Annotated in this window: 17 protein-coding genes and 1 tRNA gene; 8 read left to right on the forward strand and 10 right to left on the reverse strand. The window is 64.2% G+C overall.

Annotation, left to right across the window (positions count from 1 at the left end; genetic code table 11):
• Positions 1-302 precede the first annotated feature (302 nt).
• On the forward strand, positions 303-1,760 hold the full coding sequence (locus AWB80_RS11450; RefSeq protein WP_061174770.1) for a S8/S53 family peptidase: 1,458 nt from the start codon (positions 303-305) through the stop codon (positions 1,758-1,760).
• 7 nt (positions 1,761-1,767) lie between these two features.
• Here AWB80_RS11450 and AWB80_RS11455 read toward each other — a convergent pair whose 3' ends face one another.
• Entirely contained in the window at positions 1,768-3,378 is a 1,611-nt protein-coding gene (locus tag AWB80_RS11455) for a Na+/H+ antiporter (RefSeq protein WP_061174771.1), read from the reverse strand.
• 133 nt (positions 3,379-3,511) lie between these two features.
• On the opposite strand from AWB80_RS11455, the gene AWB80_RS11460 reads away from it, so the two are divergent.
• The 5 genes from AWB80_RS11460 (at position 3,512) to AWB80_RS11480 (ending at position 7,649) form a co-directional block, all read left to right on the forward strand.
• A complete protein-coding gene (locus AWB80_RS11460; protein WP_061174772.1) occupies positions 3,512-3,736 on the forward strand; it encodes a hypothetical protein in 225 nt (74 codons plus the stop codon).
• 72 nt (positions 3,737-3,808) lie between these two features.
• On the forward strand, positions 3,809-5,638 hold the full coding sequence (locus AWB80_RS11465; RefSeq protein WP_061174773.1) for a glycoside hydrolase family 15 protein: 1,830 nt from the start codon (positions 3,809-3,811) through the stop codon (positions 5,636-5,638).
• Between the two features lie 70 nt (positions 5,639-5,708).
• Positions 5,709-6,338, forward strand: a complete 630-nt coding sequence (gene dhaL / locus AWB80_RS11470) for a dihydroxyacetone kinase subunit DhaL (RefSeq protein ID WP_061174774.1) — start codon at positions 5,709-5,711, stop codon at positions 6,336-6,338.
• Between the two features lie 22 nt (positions 6,339-6,360).
• Positions 6,361-7,350, forward strand: a complete 990-nt coding sequence (gene dhaK / locus AWB80_RS11475; RefSeq protein ID WP_061174775.1) for a dihydroxyacetone kinase subunit DhaK — start codon at positions 6,361-6,363, stop codon at positions 7,348-7,350.
• A gap of 222 nt (positions 7,351-7,572) precedes the next feature.
• Positions 7,573-7,649: transfer RNA gene (locus tag AWB80_RS11480), tRNA-Val, on the forward strand.
• 61 nt (positions 7,650-7,710) lie between these two features.
• Here AWB80_RS11480 and AWB80_RS11485 read toward each other — a convergent pair.
• The 4 genes from AWB80_RS11485 to AWB80_RS11500 form a co-directional block, all read right to left on the reverse strand.
• The gene (locus AWB80_RS11485; protein WP_311394672.1) at positions 7,711-7,878 is read right to left on the reverse strand and encodes a hypothetical protein; all 168 of its coding nucleotides are present in this window, start codon (positions 7,876-7,878) and stop codon (positions 7,711-7,713) included.
• Positions 7,879-8,028: 150 nt separating this feature from the next.
• Positions 8,029-9,369 carry a DUF3100 domain-containing protein gene (locus AWB80_RS11490; RefSeq protein ID WP_061174777.1) on the reverse strand — a complete coding sequence of 447 codons (1,341 nt, stop codon included), beginning with the start codon at positions 9,367-9,369 and terminating at the stop codon, positions 8,029-8,031.
• A gap of 59 nt (positions 9,370-9,428) precedes the next feature.
• Complete coding sequence (locus tag AWB80_RS11495) at positions 9,429-10,940, reverse strand: aldehyde dehydrogenase family protein (RefSeq protein ID WP_061174778.1); 1,512 nt, start codon at positions 10,938-10,940, stop codon at positions 9,429-9,431.
• 15 nt (positions 10,941-10,955) lie between these two features.
• Entirely contained in the window at positions 10,956-11,825 is an 870-nt protein-coding gene (locus AWB80_RS11500; protein WP_061174779.1) for an NAD(P)-dependent oxidoreductase, read from the reverse strand.
• A gap of 158 nt (positions 11,826-11,983) precedes the next feature.
• Between AWB80_RS11500 and AWB80_RS11505 the strand changes: the two genes are divergently transcribed.
• Positions 11,984-12,892: a LysR family transcriptional regulator gene (locus tag AWB80_RS11505; RefSeq protein WP_061174780.1), complete on the forward strand. Its 909-nt coding sequence runs from the start codon at positions 11,984-11,986 to the stop codon at positions 12,890-12,892.
• Between the two features lie 52 nt (positions 12,893-12,944).
• Positions 12,945-13,430 (forward strand): nucleoside deaminase, encoded by a 486-nt coding sequence (locus AWB80_RS11510; RefSeq protein WP_061174781.1) that lies wholly within the window; start codon positions 12,945-12,947, stop codon positions 13,428-13,430.
• Positions 13,431-13,477: 47 nt separating this feature from the next.
• On the opposite strand, the gene catC is transcribed toward AWB80_RS11510, so the two are convergent.
• From catC to AWB80_RS11535, 5 genes are all read right to left on the reverse strand, one after another.
• Complete coding sequence (catC, locus tag AWB80_RS11515) at positions 13,478-13,768, reverse strand: muconolactone Delta-isomerase (protein ID WP_061174782.1); 291 nt, start codon at positions 13,766-13,768, stop codon at positions 13,478-13,480.
• Between the two features lie 19 nt (positions 13,769-13,787).
• Complete coding sequence (gene catA / locus AWB80_RS11520; protein ID WP_061174783.1) at positions 13,788-14,696, reverse strand: catechol 1,2-dioxygenase; 909 nt, start codon at positions 14,694-14,696, stop codon at positions 13,788-13,790.
• 43 nt (positions 14,697-14,739) lie between these two features.
• Positions 14,740-15,897, reverse strand: a complete 1,158-nt coding sequence (locus AWB80_RS11525) for a muconate/chloromuconate family cycloisomerase (protein ID WP_279628648.1) — start codon at positions 15,895-15,897, stop codon at positions 14,740-14,742.
• 177 nt (positions 15,898-16,074) lie between these two features.
• Complete coding sequence (locus tag AWB80_RS11530; protein ID WP_061174784.1) at positions 16,075-17,289, reverse strand: porin; 1,215 nt, start codon at positions 17,287-17,289, stop codon at positions 16,075-16,077.
• 10 nt (positions 17,290-17,299) lie between these two features.
• A complete protein-coding gene (locus tag AWB80_RS11535; RefSeq protein WP_061174785.1) occupies positions 17,300-18,805 on the reverse strand; it encodes an aldehyde dehydrogenase family protein in 1,506 nt (501 codons plus the stop codon).
• Between the last annotated feature and the right edge of the window lie 2 nt (positions 18,806-18,807).

The following is an 18,807-nucleotide window of genomic DNA, read 5'->3' on the forward strand; positions in this document are numbered from 1 at the left end:
AGTTTCTGTGACCAACCCTGTGGACAAGCCGGGGACGCGCGCGCTATCGCCTTGAAGAAACTGACGAAAGCCGCCACGCTTTCAAACACGAATTCGCCTTGCGTATCCCCCGCCAAGTGACTACGTTATGCGATAGCAACCGCTCGATCCTTTCGGTTCCCGAAACATCCGCAGAGGAATGGTTGCGCGCCGCGGTCAGTGCAATCAATCGTCGTCGGAATAAACAGAAGAGCCTGCGTCCGATTGGTCTGGACTTTGACCGTGGACTCGCTCCCTCGCAACGTTGGCGACAGGAGGGAAGAATGAGCCCGCATTGGGAGATCGGCACGGCAAGCGCGGGGTTCGAGCCCGTCGCGTCGCAAGCGCTCGCGTCCATCGAGCGGATCGATCCTTACATCGTGTGGGCCAATGCGACGCACTATCGCGACCTCGGCGGCATTCCGGCCGACCGTATTCCGATCGCCATCGAGATGAAGCAGGGCGGCGACACTGCGCGGGAATTTGCACGGACGATCGAACGCAACGGCTGGCAGGACTGGATCTGGATGTCGGCGCTGTATCGCGACCCGCCGCCCGCGCTCGAAGCGACGCGCTTCTGCACCGCGCATGTGACGCGCGAGTTCTACGCGCGCCTCTTTACCGATCTCGCCGGCAGATTCGAGCGCTTCACGGAAGCACTCGCGATCACATCACATGCCGATGCGAACATGGACCACGCGCAGGCCGATCACGCGCCGATGCACGCGCGACTCGGCAACGCCGTCGTCGGCCTGTGCGACGACGATCTCGCGTTCACGCACCGGCGTTTCGCGGAGGACGCGAGCGGCGCGCGCACGCGCTTTCTGTGCTTCTGGAATCAGAACGATCCCGCCGATACGGCCGCCGATCTCGGCTACGGAAGCGAATTGCTCAAACATCAGATGGACGCGTTGCTGAACGATGCGCGTCTGTCCGCCGAAACAGCGCAGGCATCCGGCGGTGCGCGTGTCTACGCATTCGCGGACGGCGAACGTGCCGACTCCGACGATCATGACGCGCATTCGGATGCGCCCTTGCCGATGATCGGCGTGCAACTCAAGAAATGCTGCCGCACGATGCGCGATGCTTTCGGTCCCTGTCTCGACGCCGAACTGCTCGATGCGGTCCGCTATATCGTGCAGCGCGCGCAGGAAATCGGCGGCGCGGCATGTCACGCGCTCGTCAGCGTGAGCGCGGGCAATGCCGCATGGCGGCAGGATGGCAGCTCGCTCATCGAAAGCGCGCTCGACGAATTGATGGATACGGGCGCGTGCTCCGTCGTGCTGCCCACGGGCAACGTCGACATGTCGCGCTGCCGTGGCGCGCTGACGATCGGGGAGCACGCGATCTCGGAGTTGCGCTGGCCGGTGCGTGCGCACTCTTCATCGCCGAGCCTCGCGGAGATCTGGTTCGCAAGCGACGCCGCGGCGCCCAGCGTCGACGTGCAGATCGTGCCGCCCGATGGGACCGAGAGCGCGTGGCTTACGCTCGGCGACATCGGCAGATACCTACGCGGCGACGAAACGATCTGCACCGTGGTGCACCTAGGACGCGGCGCGCGCGGCGACGGTCACATGATTCTCGTCGCGCTCGCACCGACCGCGGCGCGCAGCGGCATGCGCCGCGCGGCGGCGGGCGAGTGGCGCATTCGCCTGAGGAACAACGCGCGCCCGAGCGTCACCGCCTACGCGTGGATGCAGTGCGACGAATCCTCCGACGAGACGCCGAGAGCGCAAGCCTGATCCTCCTTCAACCGCGCGAATGGAGCGCGATGATCTCCTGAAGATCGAGATCGTGCTCCAGCGAATGCAGAAGCTCGTCGTGAATCTGTCCGGCGCGGTGCATGCGGAGCAACTCCGCGCGCCCGGCCGCGATCGCGGCGAGCACGACGTCGTAATGCGCGTGGCGCGCGTCTGCCGGAAACGTCTCCATGTCCTCGAAACGCCTCGTGAGCCCCGCGCGATACGTGTACTGCTCCAGCAAGCGCGGATGGATCACGTTGCCGTCCGCGTCGTGCACGAGCGGCTGAATCGCGGCCAGTTGCGCGTTCTCCATGCGCGCCCATGCCTGCGGCTCGCTGAGATGCCGCGACGAGCGCTCGTGCCCGCGCGTGAGTGCGAGCAACGCGATCAGCGGGCCGATGGTCGCGCCTTGCAACAGCACGGTGACGAGAATCACCGCGAACCCGGCGAACACGATGAGATCGCGGCCCGGCATCGCTTCGGGCAGGGACAGCGCGACCGCCAGCGTCACCACGCCGCGCATGCCGGCCCAGCTCACGACGGTCGCCGCGCGCCAGTCGGGAACGGCCGCGCCGGCTTCTTCGCCGCTCGCACGCTTGCGGCCGGTCACGCTCCACGCGATCCACTTCAGCGCCTCGACGCCGAACACCCACACGAAGCGCGACGCGATCACGACGGCGATCACCGCGGCGGTCGCGGGCCCGAGCAGCGAGAACGCATCGCCGACGCCGCCGAGCCGCAGCGCGATGCCGCGCAGCGACAGCCCGATCAGCACGAACACGAGCGCTTCCAGCACGAACACGACGACCTGCCAGAACGCCGTGCCGCGCATGCGTTGCGCCGCCGTGAACACTTCGTGCTGATGCCAGCCGACGACCATCCCGCACGTGACCGTCGCGATGACGCTCGACACGCCGAGTTCCTCGCCCGCGATATAGCTGACCCACGACGTGAGCATCGACACGGTGATGACGAGGTAATCGTCTTCGAGCGCGCGCATCAGCTTGACGGCGATGAAACCCGCCACGATCCCGACGACGATCCCGCCGATGGCCAGCCCCGCGAAACTCGCGACGGCGCGCGGCGCGCTGAACACGCCGCTCATCGCCGCCACGAGCGCGAAGCGAAACAGCACGAGGCCGGCTGCATCGTTGAGCAGGCTTTCGCCTTCGAGCAGCACCATCAGGCGGCGCGGCAGCGCGACGCGTTCGAGCACGGCCTTCGCGGCGACGGCGTCGGGCGGCGACACGACCGCGCCGAGCGCAAAGCACGCGGCCCACGGCAGCGCGGGCACGGCGAGATGCACCGCGACGCCCACGACGAAGGTCGTGAACGCCACGGCGCCGATCGCGAGCAGCAGGATGCCGCTCAGATTGCGCTTGAAATCGTCCCAGACGAAGAAGTACGCGCCGTACATCAGAAGCGGCGGCAGGAACACGACGAGCACGAGCTCCGGGTCGAGTTCGAGGTGCGGCAGGCCCGGCACGAAGGCCATCGCGACGCCGCCGACGAGCAGCGCGGCTGCGGGCGGCAGCCGCAAACGCCTCGCGAGCACTTCGAGCGCGATGATCGCGATCAGCGAGACGAGCACCAGATTGAATGCCGTGGCGGCGTGCATGAATTGTCCTCTTGGTGATGAGTTCCTGAGTCGCAATGCGCGCCGTCCCACGCAGGCGGCGCGCATTGCGCTGCTACCATCGGCGCGGGGGCCGGGCGGCGAGCCGGGTCATCGTATCCGAAAGGGAGACAAAATGAGACGAAAGTCGTCGGGCGTGGCGGTGGCGGCCGTGCTGGTGGGCGTCGCCGTGGCGGCCGTGCTGTATATCGCGAGCTTCGGCAGGTCGAGTCACGCGGACGCGCCCGTGCCGGCTCCGTCCGCGCTCGCCGCGCAGGACGGGGCCGCGAGCGTGGTGCCTTTCGCCCACGCGCCGAAAGCGCCCGAAACCGCGCAGGGTGAGCAGACGGCCGCGCGCTGACTGTTGGCGGTGGAATACGACTTGCTGCCCGCCTGACGATGCCATTCAAGGCGCGTCGGGAGCACATTCGCGATGGGACACCATCCCCAGCAGGTTCCGCCGGCCGCGTTGCCCGTCGATGCGCGCGGCATGATCGGCAACATGAACACGGCGGCGCTCGTGTCGCTCTGCGGGGCGATCGACTTCATGTGCTTTCCGCGCATCGACTCGCCCACGCTTTTCGCCGAGCTGCTCGACCGTGAGCGCGGCGGCGCTTTCTCGATCACGCCGCGCGAGACCGGCGCCAACGTCAAGCAGATGTATCTGCCCGAAACGAACGTGCTGCTCACGCGGTTCATGACGGGCGAGGGCGTCTGCGAGCTGCTCGATCTGATGCCGGTGACATCGAATCCGTCGCATGTTCCGAACTGCGTGTTGCGCATCGTGCGACTCGTGTACGGGCGCATGACGCTCGATGTGCGCTGCGATCCGCGCTTCGACTATGCGCGCGCGACGCACACGGCGTGTGCCGTGGAGAAGGGCGTCGAATTCACCGCTGCGGGCGATTTTCCGCGCGTACGTCTGCTTGCAAGCGTGCCGCTCGCGATCGACGCGCAAGGCGCGCGCGCCACGCTCGATTTCGCGGAGGGCGATTGCGCCTGCTTCGTGCTCGGCGACGCAAACGGCCTCGACGACATCTTGGCGAACCACGACGCGATCCTCGCCGAGACCATCGATTACTGGAAGGAATGGTCGTCGCGCTCGACGTATCGCGGGCGTTATCGCGAAGTCGTGCTGCGCTCGGCGCTGACTCTGAAGCTCCTGAGCTCGGAGGAATTCGGCGCGATCGTCGCGGCGCCGACCTTCGGCCTGCCCGAAACGCAGGACGGCGCGCGCCGCTGGGATTACCGCTACACCTGGATACGCGACGCCGCGTTTTCCGTGTACGCGCTGCTGCGACTCGGCTACACCGGCGAGGCGGAACGCTTCATGAAATGGATCGCCGAACGCAGCCGCGATTGCGCTTCGCACGGCCAGTTGCGCGTGATGTATTCCGTCGACGGCACCGATGCGCTCGCCGAAACCGCCGTGACGAGCTTCGTGGGCGATACGCCGGGGCAGGTCGTCGTCGGCAACGAAGCGCGCGACCAGATCCAGCTCGACGTCTACGGCGCGCTGCTCGATTCGGTCTATCTCTACAACAAATACGGCGCGGCCATTTCCTACGATGGCTGGCGGCACGTGACGCGCACCGTCGATTACGTCGTCGAGCACTGGCGCGAACCCGATCACGGCATCTGGGAGTTTCGCAACGGCGCGCGCCCGCTGTTGCATTCACGCCTGATGTGCTGGGTGACGCTGGACCGCGCGCTGCGGCTTGCGGAAAAGCGTTCGCTGCCCGCGCCGCTCGCGAAATGGTTCGCGACGCGCGACGAGATCCATCGCGATATCCACGAGCAGTTCTGGAACGACGACATCAGGAGCTTCGTGCAGACACCGGGCTCGGCCACGCTCGACGCTTCAACCCTGATGATGCCGCTCGTGCGCTTCATCGGCCCGAAGGACCCGCGCTGGATCGGCACGCTCGACGCCATCGGCCGCGACTTGCGCGTCGATCCGCTGATCTTCCGCTATACGCGCGGCTCCACGCTCGACGGCTTGCCCGGCTCGGAAGGCGGTTTTTCCGCGTGCTCGTTCTGGTATGCGGAAGCGCTCGCGCGGGCGGGGCGGGTGGACGAAGGACGCCTCGTGTTCGAGAAAATGCTCGCGTACGCGAACCATGTCGGGCTGTTCTCCGAAGAAGCCGCGACCAGCGGCGAGGCGCTCGGCAACTTTCCGCAGGCGCTGACGCATCTCGCGCTCATCAGCGCCGCCTATCAACTCGACAGAAACCTGGACCGCGTGCACGTGCCCTGGACCTGATCGATCTGCGTGGCCCGCCGCGACGCTGTATCCTTTCAGACCACGTGGCCCGTGAAAGGAGGATCGGCGCATGGACGGCAAGACGGTCATGGCGTGCATCGACGCGGCGCACGCGTCGCTCAAGGCGCATGCCGACGAAATCGCATCGCTCGATCAGGCTATCGGCGATGGCGATCACATCGTCAATCTGCTGCGCGGCATGGATGCGCTCACCGCCATGCGCGCGGCCATCGAAGCCGAAGCCTTCGCGCCCGCGCTCAAGCTCGCGGCGACCAAGGTGCTGTCGACGGTCGGCGGCTCGTCCGGCCCATTGTTCTTTTCGATGCTGACGGGCATGGCGAAAGCCTCGTCCGACGAAGCCGGCGTGGCGCCGTTCGCGCGCGCGTTCGCGGCGGGCGTCGAGGCCGTCGGACAGCGCGGCAAGACCGGCGCCGGCAGCAAGACGATGATGGACGTGCTGATTCCCGTCGCTGAACGCTTCAGCGCGATGGCCGCCACGGGCGCATCCGGAAAGGATGTTCTTGAGGAACTGCCGCGCGTCGCTGAAGCCAGCATGCTCACCACGCGCGACATGCTCGCGACGAAAGGACGCGCGTCGTTTCTCGGCGAGCGCTCGCGCGGTCATATCGATCCGGGCGCGCGGTCGAGCCAGCTCATGATCGCGGCGGTCTGCTCGCGACTCGCGCAGGACGATGCCTGAACACAAAAAAGGAGCAGGGGACATGAAGAAGTTCATCAATCGCGTCGATGATTATCTGACCGAGAGCCTCGCGGGTTTTGCCGCCGCGCACGCGGATCTCGTCACGGTCAACTTCGATCCGCTCTATATCGTGCGCAAGACGCTCAAGCCGGGCAAGGTCGCGATCATCTCGGGCGGCGGTTCGGGTCACGAGCCGCTGCACGGCGGCTTCGTCGGGCACGGCATGCTCGATGCCGCGTGTCCCGGCCAGGTCTTCACGTCGCCGACGCCCGATCAGATGCTGGCCGCCGCCCAGGCCGCCGATACGGGCGCGGGCGTGCTGTTCATCGTGAAGAACTACTCGGGCGATCTGATGAACTTCGAGATGGCGTCGGAACTGTGCGAGATGCCGAACGCGACGGTGCTCGTCAACGACGATGTCGCCGTCGAGAACTCCAGTTTCACGACGGGACGGCGCGGCGTCGCGGGCACGGTCATCGTCGAGAAGCTCGTGGGCGGCTTCGCGGAAACCGGCGCCGATCTGCACGCGTGCAGGGCGTTCGGCGAACGTGTGGTGAAACGGATTGCGTCGATGGGCGTGGCGTTTTCGAGTTGCACGGTGCCGGCCGCGGGCAAGCCGACCTTCACACTCGGCGACGATGAAATCGAGATCGGCGTGGGCATTCACGGCGAGCCGGGACGCAGGCGCGCGAAGTTCGAAACGGCGAACGCGATCGCGGATGAACTGCTTGCGGCGATCGTCGGCGATCTGAAGCCGGCCGCCGATGCGCGTTTGCTTTTGCTCGTCAATGGGCTGGGCGGCACGCCGTTGTCGGAGCTTTATCTGCTCTATAACGCGGCGCGCACGTGGCTCGATGGGCGCGGGTTGAGCGTCGCGCGCTCGCAAGTGGGCGCGCTGACGACGTCGCTGGAGATGGCGGGCGCGTCGATCACGCTCTGCACGCTCGATGACGAGATGATGCGGTATTGGGATTGTCCGGTGCATACGGCGGGGTTGAGGTGGGGGGTGTGAGTCCACGCGACCATTTCTAGCTGGCAGAAACGCGACATTTGAATCTGAGACCTACATACAAAATTCGATAATTTATGTTATGTCAAACAACAAACTCGACAAAAAGCACTCTTCAAACATCACACTCCCAACCACCCGCACCCGAATAATCCCCGAACCAAAAAAATTTCACCCAAAACCTCGCACAATTCAATACCATCCTCTATAATCCGCGGCTTCCGTAGGCTCGTAGCTCAGCTGGTTAGAGCACCACCTTGACATGGTGGGGGTCGTTGGTTCGAGTCCAATCGAGCCTACCAACGATATAAAAAACGCACCGCAGCGATCTGCATCGCCACGGTGCGTTTTTCATTTTGCGCGTCAATCCCAGCAATTGCGGAACGCCACCGCGACGATCACCGGCACCGTAAGCACCAGCGGAATGGCGAAATACGGGATCTCCAGATGGACGATCCAGGTATAGATCAGCCAGGCGACGCCCAGCGCGAGCGTGGCAATGCCGATGAGCGCCGTCAGCACGTTGAGCATGCGGGGCGACATCCGCTTGCGAGAGGTTTCTTTGCCCGAAGGACTTTCCATGGCGGCGGGCGCATGCAAGCGCGATACGAAGGGAATACCTCTCGATTTTATACCGCCCTGCCCGCCGCCGTAGCGCGTTTCCGCGCGTCAGAACCGCCCTCAGATGTGAAACAGCTGCGCCACCAATGCCGCGCCCAGGAACGTGCCGGCATTCGCCACGAACGACACCAGCACGATGCGCCAGCCGAGTCTGCGGAAAGCCGGAATGTCCTTGGCGATCGAAAGCCCAGCAAAGGTCAGCATCGGCGTCGTGACTCCGAGGAAGTCGTTCTGCGCGCTCGCCGCAGCGATCTGCGCGCCCCACGGACACCACGGCGAGGTCAGGAACATCGCCACGATCGACACCCAGCACACCGCCGGAATCTTGCGGCCGCTCACCTGCGCGATCGCGTCGCCGACGATCGTCGCGAGCACCATCACCGCCATGCCCGGCAGACCTTGCAGCGGCGTCGTGCCGTGCGTGATCCAGTCTGCGACGAGCGCCATCAGCGCCGTCACGCCCCACGCGAGCAACTTGCCGCCATAGCCGAGATGAGGCGCCTCGGTCTTCACGTCGCCCAGTTTCGGCGCCGACGACGCCGCCTCGCGCGTGTCCGATGCGCGGCTAGTACGACCGATCAGCGGCTCCAGCAGCCGATAGCCCCACACCGCCATCGGCAGCGAGATGAAAAGCGTGAAGTACGTGCCGATGGTCGTCGTGATCAGATTGCTCGCCGCCGCGAACGTCAGCACGGATTTCGCCGTCTCCGGGTCCTGCTGCGCCGCGATCGCGCCCGACGCCGCCGCCATCATGCTGCCGGAGCCGACGCCCGAACCCATCGCGAGCGCGAGCGGATGAAAGATATGCAAGCTCGCGACGAACCCCGCGAAGATCGCGATGAACACCGCGCCGAACACCGTGCCCGTCAGATATTCGGCGAGCACGCCGCGCCCTTCGGCGGAATCCATGCCGTATTTCTCGCCGATGATCGCAAGACTCGGCTCACGCCCGACCGAAAACGTCGCGCCGATCGCCTCGCGCTTGATGCCGAGCAAGAGCGCGAGCGGCAGACCGAGCAGGATCGTGCCGACGAAGTGGCCCAGTTCCTGAAACGCGAGCGCCCAACCGGCCGCTGCGAGCTTCGGCAGCGCACTGCCGACCATCAGCCCGAGCTTCGCGACGAACAGCAGCAGCGCGGGCTGAAGAATCGCTGCCGCGTGAAACTGGCTGCGCACGTCGAGCCGCGCCGGGCTTTGCCAGCGCTCGGAGATGAGTCCGAGCGCGGCGCCCAGCAGGAGCGCCCAGATCATCGGCAGCAGGACGACCTTGCCCGGGCCGATCTTGAACGTGAACGATCCGATGAACTCCGCGATCAACAGAATGATCGCCGCATAGAAAAAGAGCTTCGCGGTTCTCAAGCCGCTTCCTTGCGCGCGATCCGCGCTCAACGTGCTTTGCATTCTCTGCTCCCCTCGATGGCCCGCGCGATGCCGTCATCGGAAACGCGCGGGCGCTTTGGTCATAGATAGCCGAACGTGGTTGCCGGCTCCTTCGCCGTTTCGATCCACACGCTCTTGGTCTGCGTGTACTCGTAAAGCGCCTCGACGCCGCTGGATCGTCCATAGCCGGACAGTCCATAGCCGCCGAACGGCGACGCGACGTTGATCGTCTTGTAGCCATTCACCCAGAACGTGCCCGCATCGACCTGACTCGCGACGCGATGCGAACGCGCGACGTCGTTGGTCCACACCGCGCCCGCGAGGCCGAACTCGGTATCGTTGGCGATCGCGACGGCTTCCTCTTCCGTGTCGAACGGAATCGCCGCGACCACCGGCCCGAAGATTTCCGTGCGCGCCACGTCCATGTCGTTGGTTACGCCTGCGAGCACCGTCGGCGAGACGAAATAGCCTGCGTCCGAGCGCGCGGCCGTGCCCGCCGCCAGCGTCGCGCCCTCGGCGACGCCCTTCTCGATCATCGACATCACGTGATCATATTGCTTGCGATTATTGATCGGGCCGACCTCGGTCGTATCGTCGAGGGGAGCGCCTACCCTGATCTTCTTCGCGCCCGCCGCGACCATCGCGACGAATTCGTCATAGACGGAACGCTGCACGAGCAGGCGCGAGCCCGCGACGCAGCTTTGCCCCGCGCCCGCGAAAATCGCCGCCTGGGCGGTCAAGGCGGCGCGTTTGAGATCGGCATCGGCGAAGATGATGTTGGCCGATTTGCCGCCCAGCTCCAGCACGCACGGCAGCACGCGCTTGGCCGCGGCCTCGGCGATGCGCGCGCCCGTCGCCGGCGAGCCGACGAACACGACTTTCTTCACCGCCTTGTGCGCGATCGCCGACTGCGCGACCGTCTGCCCGAGCCCCGCCAGCACGTTGATGAGACCCTTCGGCGCACCGCCGCGCTCGGCCAGCAAGCCGATCACGAGCGACGTGAACGGCGTCAGCTCCGACGGCTTCAGCAGCACCGCGTTGCCCATCGAGATGGCGGGCGCGACCTGCCAGCCGCAGGTGAAAACGGGCGCGTTCCACGGCGTGATCTGCAGCACCGTACCGGCGGGCTCACGGCGCGTGTAGTTCAGATGCGAACTCGGCACGGGAATGACATCGCCATAAAACTTGTCGGCCCAGCCGCCGTAGTACTCGAACATCTCGGCGACTTTCGCCACTTCGCCACGGCAATCGCGGATCGGTTTGCCCGAGCCGAGCGATTCCAGCCGCGCGATCTGTTCCGCTTCCTTGCGGATTTCCCGCGCGATCTCGAACATCACCCGGCCGCGCGCCGCGTGCGTGAGCGCCCACCATTGCTTCTGCGCGCGCGTGGCCGCGCTCGCCGCCTGTTCGACGACCGCCGCGCCGCCGTCCCTGTACGCGAGGCTCGGCTTGCCCGTGGCAGCGTCGTAAAGCTGGATGGCGTCGCCCGCGCCTTCGATCAATTCACCGCCGACAAATGAGCCGATGGTCTTCGCATTCGGGAAGAAGTGCGCGAAGGCCGCGAGAAGCTGTTCTGCTGCGTTGTGTTCCATGTCCGGATGTTCCCCTTACTTCGATTCGATGAACTGTACGATGCGATTGAAATCCTCCGCATCGCCGATGCTCGCCTCGCTCGCCGCCCACAGGCGCCCCGCTTCCTGCGCGATCGGCGCGTTCGCGTGCACGCCGTCGAGCAATGCCATCGCGAGGCGCACGTCCTTGCGCATGAGTTTCATCGTGAAGCCGGAGTCGAACGTGTCGTTGAAAATCCACGTTGGGTAATTGGTGAGCGTCGCGCTGTTGCGCCCAGAGCCGCCGTTGAGCGCCTCTACGAGCTTTTCCGGATCCACGCCCGATGCCTGCGCTGCGCGCACGGCCTCGCTCGCCACGAGCAGATGCACGCCCGTCAGCATGTTGTTGATGATCTTCGTCACGTGCCCCGCGCCGACCGGCCCGACGTGCACGCGCTTCGCGCTGATCACCGCGAGAATCGGTTCGACCGCGGCGACGTCGGCTTCCGCGCCGCCGAGGACCATCGTCATCGTGGCGGTTGCGGCGCCTTTCGGGCCGCCGCTCACGGGGCCGTCGACGAAGCCGATACTGCATTCCGCCAGCGCGGCCGCGACCTTCTTCGTGCTGGCCGGATCGGCGGTAGTCGTATCGACGACTATCAGGCCGGGCTTGCCGCTCGACGCCACGCCGCCTTGCCCGAGCACGACTTCCTCGACGATCGCGGAAGTCGGCAGCGACAGGATCAGCACGTCGGCTTCGGCCGCGATCGCCGCGATCGACGCGCGTGGCTCGATGCCATCCGCCTGCAACCCTTCCGCGACGCCCGGCGCGGCATCGAAGCCGAGCACGCGATAGCCGCCGCGCTGCGCCGAGCGCGCCATGCCGCGCCCCATGTTCCCGAGACCGATCACACCCACCGTCTTCATCAGCCAACTCTCCTTCTCGTGCGCGAGGCGGTTCGGTCAGCCCGTCTGCCGGCCGCGTCGCGCGTTATTGCAGTGCTGTCATATTCCGCTGGTGAAGCCGTACAATCAATCAACGCCAATATTGAAAGTGTTCTAATTTTTAGAACACTGGGACCCCCATGACAGACAATCTGACCGACAGCCGAATCGTCTATTTTTTCGAGGCCGTGCGCTGCGGCACGATTCGCGCGGCAGCCGACTACCTCAACGTCGCGCCGTCGGCGGTGAGCCGGCAGATCGGCCTGCTGGAAAAGGAACTCGATGCGGCGCTCGTCGAACGGCACGCGCGCGGCGTGAAGACGACCGAGGCCGGGCAATGCGTGATCGAATATTTTCGCGAGCAGCTTGCGCATCGCGATGACCTGCTTTCGCGTCTCGAGGAATTACGCGGCCTGCGCACGGGGCAAGTGAATATCGTGCTCGGCGAAGGCTTCGTGTCAGATCTTCTATCGGGGCCGATGCAGCAGTTCTGCAAGCAATACACCGGCATCAAGGTGAATCTCGATCTCGGCGGCACCAACGACGTGATTCGCAAGATTTCCGAGGACGAAGGCGAGATCGGCCTCGTCTACAACCCGCCGCAGGAACCGAAGCTCGTATCGCGCGCGATCAAGCGTCAGCCGATGATGGCGATCGTCGGCGCGAGCTTTCCGCGCAAGGACCGCAAGTCGATGAGCGTGCAGGAACTCGCGCACTATCCGCTTGCGGTGACGCACGCGTCATACGGCACGCGGCAAATGTTGCAGGCCGTCGAATATGCAGAGAAGCTGCGGCTCGATCCGGTCGTCACGACGAATTCCATCGCCATTCTCAAGCAGTTCGTGAAGTCGGGGCTCGGCATCACGGTGTTGCCCGCGTTCGCGGTGACGAGCGAGATGGAAGCGGGCGAACTCTTCGCGATCGACATCAATCATCCGATTCTCGCCGATGCCGAAGCGCATCTCGTGACGCGCGCGGGGCGCAGGCTGTCGGTCGCGACGAACAAGATGCTGCAGTTCATGACGGCGCAGATGCGGGCGTTCCGCTAATCGGGATGTCCGCTAACATCATGGTCCGGCTGTCAAACAAGGAGGACACGGCATGATCGACGATACCGACAAGCAGCACCTGATGCGCTGCATCGAACTGGCGCAGGAAGCGCTCGACGACGGCGACGAACCATTCGGCTCGATGCTCGTCGCGAAGGACGGGCGCGTGCTGTTCGAAGACCGCAATCGCGTGAGCGGTGGGGATCATACGCGGCATCCGGAGTTCGCTATTGCGAAATGGGCGGCTGAGAACGTGCCCGAAGCCGAGCGCGCGGACGCGGTGGTGTACACGTCCGGTGAACATTGCCCGATGTGTTCGGCGGCGCATGCGTGGGTTGGACTGGGGCGCATCGTCTATGCGGCGTCGACGCAGCAGTTCACGCGATGGCGCGCGGAACTCGGCGCGCAACCGGGGCGCGTGCGTGCGCTGGCGATTCAGGACGTGATCGCGGACACGGTGGTCGATGGTCCCGTCGAGGAATTCGCGGAGCGTGTGAAAGCGCTGCACGTGGCGCACTATCGCAAGGCGAGCGCTTAGCAGAAGACCGTATATTCGATCGCTTCTCCCGAAGCGATCGAATGGTGTTACGCGTCTCCTTCCCGCACCGACGACGCATGTCTGCACAGCGCCGTCACTTCCATCGACATATACGGAAACAAGGGCAAACGACTCAGCACGTCATGCAGATGCGCGGGACTTTCGACATCGAAGATGCTCACGTTCGCATAACGTCCCGCTACACGCCACAGATGCCGCCATACGCCTTCGCGCTGCAATTGCTGCGCCATTTCCTTTTCTTGCGCCTTGAGTTCTTCCGCGCGCGCGGGCGATAAATCGTGCGGCAGATTGACCGTCATTTCGACGTGAAACAGCATGTTCGCTCCGATCAGTTAATCAAACCGCCGCGCGCACACGCGGCACTTCGGTGCCCGGCACATCGTCGCGTTCGCTGCACAGCGTGAAGTCGAAATCGATCAGCGCGAAGCGCCCTTCCACACCATACGGCTTGCCTTGCGCGCCTTCGGCTTTATGCACTTCGGGAACGAGACCATCACGCGTGGCGAACGCGAAGTCGTCCCACAGATACGGATCGCCGTCGATATTGATCTGCGTCGTCAGCTTGCGATACCCCGGCGCCGACACGAAGAAGTGAATATGCGCAGGGCGATGGCCATGCCGTCCGAGTTGATCGAGCAATTGCTGCGTCTTGCCGGTAGGCGGCACGCTATAGCCCACCGGCACGACGCTCGTGAACGCGTAATTGCCTTCGCCATCGGTGCGGATCGAGCGGCGCAGATTGAAGGCGGACTGCGACTTGTCGAAGAACGAGTAATTGCCGAGATGATTGGCGTGCCACACTTCGACGAGCGCATTCACAAGCGGCTTGCCGTCTTTCGTCAGCACGCGCCCGCGCATCACGAGCGTTTCGCCGGGACTGGTGCCGTCGTCGAGACGAGCGTGTCCGACTGACTCGGGCGCGCCCGCCACATAGAGCGGTCCTTCGATGGTGCGCGGCGTGCCGCCTTCGAGACCGGCCTGTGCTTCCTTTTCATCGAGACGGGCATCGAGGAAATGCTCGAAACCGAGGCCCGCCGCGAGCAAGCCGAACTCGCCGCTCTGCCCCGTTTCGCCGAGATAATTCAGCGCGGCCCAGAACTCGCCCGGGCTCACGTCGAGGTCTTCGATCGTGTAGAAGAGATCGCGCACGATGCGGTTCACGATCGCTTTCGTGCGCGCGTTGCCCTCGTTCGTGGCGCTGTCGTTGAACTTTTGCAGCAGGGCGTCGATGCTTTCTCTGTTCATGTCGATGTCTCCGTGAATCGGTATATGTGGGGTACTGCAGTGATCAGTTCATTGCGACAAACGCGCCGCGCTTCGAATCGCGACGCAAACGTTCGATACGCTCCCAGTCGAGCGCGATGCCGAGTCCCGGCCCTTGCGGCAGATGAAGCGCGAAGTTTTCATACCGCAAAGGCTCGATGAGAATGTCTTCGGTGAGCAGCAGCGGTCCGAAGAGTTCCGTGCCCCAGCGCATCTCGCCGAAGGTGCTGAACAATTGCGCGGATGCCATCGTGCCGATCGCGCCTTCAAGCATCGTGCCGCCGTAGAGATCGATGTGCGCGGCCCGCGCGATCGATGCGACGCTCGCCGCGCCCATCAGGCCGCCCGATTGCGCGATCTTCACGGCAAAGACATGGGCCGCGCGCGTGCTGGCGAGCGCGAAGGCATCGCCGGGGCCGCGCAGCGCTTCATCGGCCATGATGGGAACGTGCGCAAGCTTCGTCAGGCGCGCGAGTCCCGCGTGATCGCTCGCGGCGACAGGCTGTTCGATCAGGCCGATGCCCGCATCCGCGAAACGCCTGGCGGCCCATACGGCGTCGCTTTCGCTCCATGCCTGATTGATGTCCACGCGCACTTCGCCGCGATCGCCGAGTGCCTGCTTGATTGCGATCACATGCGCGACGTCGTCCGCCAACGCGCGCGCGCCGATCTTCAGCTTGAACACGCGATGTCTGCGGCGGTCGAGCATCTGCTCCGCTTCGTCGATATCGCGGCCTGTCTCGCCGCTCGCAAGCGTCCATGCGACATCGACGCGATCCGTCACGCGTCCGCCGAACAGCTCCGACAACGGCACGTTCAGACGCTGCGCCTGTGCATCGAAGAGCGCGGTTTCGAGCGCGCATTTCGCGAAGCGATTGCCTTGAAAGCAATCGCGCATTTTGGCCATCGCCGCGCCCGGGCGGCTCGCGTCCATGCCCTTGAGCAAGGGCGTGAAATACGTATCGATGTTGGTCTTGATGCTCTCGGGGCTTTCCTCGCCATAAGCGAGTCCGCCGATGGTCGTGCCTTCGCCGCATCCGACGATGCCGTCCGTGCAGGTCACGCGCACGATCACGAGCGTCTGGCAGTTCATGGTGGCGACCGACAAGCGGTGCGGGCGAATCGTCGGCACGTCGACGAGCATCGTTTCTATCTTTTCGATGCCGATGAAGGGGAATGGCACGGCTTGCGTCTCCGTTTCGTTGTGTCTGCAACGAAATTAAACGACGCGCTTATATCGGTCAAATCAATCATATATGGCGATGCGCATCCATAAGATTGATTCTACGAAGCCAGGTTGCAAGCGAAAAAACCCGGCGGGGAAAGCTCCCGGCCGGGTCAAACACGCCCTCGGAATTATTTAGAAGTTATGCCGTATGCCGAGCGTCACAGACAGTTGTCGATCGCTGTTCGAATTCGGCAGATTGGGAATCTGCGCGTAATTCGCGGAGCCACCCGTCGCCGGATCGATGCCGAGACCCGCGCCTACCGCCTTCTGCATGATCGCGACGCCATACAGCGCCGTGCGCTTGGACAGCGCGTAATTCGCACCGAGGTTCACCTGATGAAAGCGCGTCGATGAAGATCCATCCGGCTTCGCATTGTTATAGATGTACGCGAGTCCGAGTTGCAGGAACGGCGTGGCCGCGTAGGTCAGATTCACTTCACCGATATCGAACGCGATATCGCGGCCTTGCGGATTGGCGCTGTCCGCGAAGTACTGGCTATGTTCCAGGCGGCTATGCGTGTAAGTCAGCGCGATGGTCGCCGGTCCGATCGCATACGATGCGCCCGCGCCATACGCTTTCAACGCCTCCGCGTTCTGCAACTGGCAATAGAGCGCAGTCGGATTGGAGCAGGCGAAATCGCCGATATAGCCGTTCGTGCCGCCCAGGGCCGCATCGAGCGGATTGCGCAGGTTCAGATAACCCGCGCTGATGGACACGGGCAATCGCGTATAAGCCGCAGCGACCGAATAGCCGCGCCGTTGGCTGAAATCACCCGCCACGCCGCCGAGACTATATGTGCCGCCTACCGAGAAACCATTCCAGTCCGGGCTCGTGTACTTGATCGAGTTGTTGAAGTTGAACGCTTCGTTCAGGTTGTCGACGTCGCCGATGTGCGAGCCGTACAGCGTCGCCCACGAATTGCTCGACACGTAAAGTCCGAGGAAATCCGAATACGAATCGTACTGACGCCCGAACGACAACGTGCCGAATTGCTCGTGGCCCAGCCCGACCCACGCCTGACGGTTGAATTGCGCCCCGCCCTGAACAAAACCGCCGGTGCCCGTATAGAAGCTGTTTTCCAGATTGAACTTCGCCTGCAGTCCGCCGCCGAGATCTTCGACGCCAAGCAAGCCGAAACGCGAAGGCACGAGATTGCCGCCCGAGAACGCGAAGTTATGCCCCGAGCCGACGCTGCCGTCGGCATTGGTGAATTGCTGATTCGTCGTGTAGGTCAGCCCCGCATCGACGGTTCCGTACAGCGTCACCGTGCTTTGCGCCGATGCGCTCGCGCATGCCGCGAGCGCCGCCGTCGACATCAGTTGACGTGCGATTGTTTTAGTTATCATGCGAGCGTCCTTACGCGTAGTTGATCAGCACCGACTTCGATTCGGTGTACATGTCGATCACCGCGCGTCCGAGTTCGCGCCCGAAACCCGATTGCTTGAAGCCGCCGAAGGGCATCGCGTTGTCGAGCAGCGAATGGCAGTTGACCCAGACCGTGCCCGCCTTGATGCGCGGCACGAGCTTGTGAATCGCCGAAAGATCGTTCGACCAGATGCTCGCGCCGAGTCCGTACGGCGTATCGTTCGCCTTCGCGACCACGTTGTCGATATCGTTGAACGGCATCGCGACGAGCACCGGCCCGAAGATTTCCTCGCGCACGACCTTCATCGAATGATCGGTATCGACCAGCACGGTGGGCTTCACGAAGAACCCCGCGCCTTCCTTGCGCGCACCGCCCGCGATCGCACGCGCGCCTTCGTCGCGTCCCGCCTTGATATAACCGAGCACGCGATCCATCTGCCGTGCCGAGACGAGCGGCCCGATCTGAGTCGAGGCATCGAGTCCCGGTCCCATCGGCAAGGATTGCGCGATCGCCGCGACGCGCTCCATCACGCGATCGAATACTTTGTCGTGAACATAGACGCGCGAGCCCGCCGTGCACACCTGTCCCGAGTTGAAGAAGATCGCGTTGGCGACACCTTCCGCGGCCTTGTCGATATCGACATCGGGCAGCACGATCACCGGCGACTTGCCGCCCAGTTCGAGCGACATGCGCGTCATGTTGTCGAGCGCTGCACGGCCGATCGCCTTGCCCGTCGGCGTCGAGCCCGTGAAGGCGATCTTGTCGATGCCGGGGTGACGCGCGAGCGCCGCGCCCGCCGTGCGGCCGAGGCCCGTCACGACATTCACGACACCCTTCTCGATGCCGGCTTCCTCGATCAGCATCGCAAGCCGCAATGCGGACAGCGGCGTATCTTCGGCCGGCTTGAGCACGACGGTGCAACCCGTGGCAAGCGCGGGCGCGAGTTTCCACGACGCCATCAGCAACGGGAAATTCCACGGAATGATCGCACCGACGACACCCACCGCTTCCTTGCGCGTATAGCCGAAGAAAGCATTCGACGGGCTATACGGGATCGATGCATCGAGCGTGCTGCCTTCGATCTTCGTCGCCCAGCCAGCCATGTAGCGGAAGCATTGCGCGGCCATCGACACATCCAGCCCTTGCGCGACCGTGACCGGCTTGCCGTTGTCGAGCGATTCGATTTCCGCGAGCTCGCGCGCATTCGCTTCGATCAGATCGGCGACGCGCAACAAGAGACGCTCGCGATCGGTCGGCTTCATGCGTGACCATGCGGAGTCGTCGAAGGCCCGGCGCGCGGCGAGCACCGCGCGATCCACATCGGTTTCATCGGCGCTCGGCACGCGTGCGAGCAGTTCGCCATCGGCGGGATTGATGACGTCGAGCGTCGCGCCGCTGGTGCTTTGCACCCATGCGCCGTCGATCAACATCTTCTGCGTCGACGCAAGAAAGGCGCGCGTCGAATCGAGCATCGAAAGATGCTGGTTGTTATTCATCT

The sequence above is a fragment of the Caballeronia pedi genome (genome assembly GCF_001544915.2).
GTDB lineage: Bacteria > Pseudomonadota > Gammaproteobacteria > Burkholderiales > Burkholderiaceae > Caballeronia > Caballeronia pedi.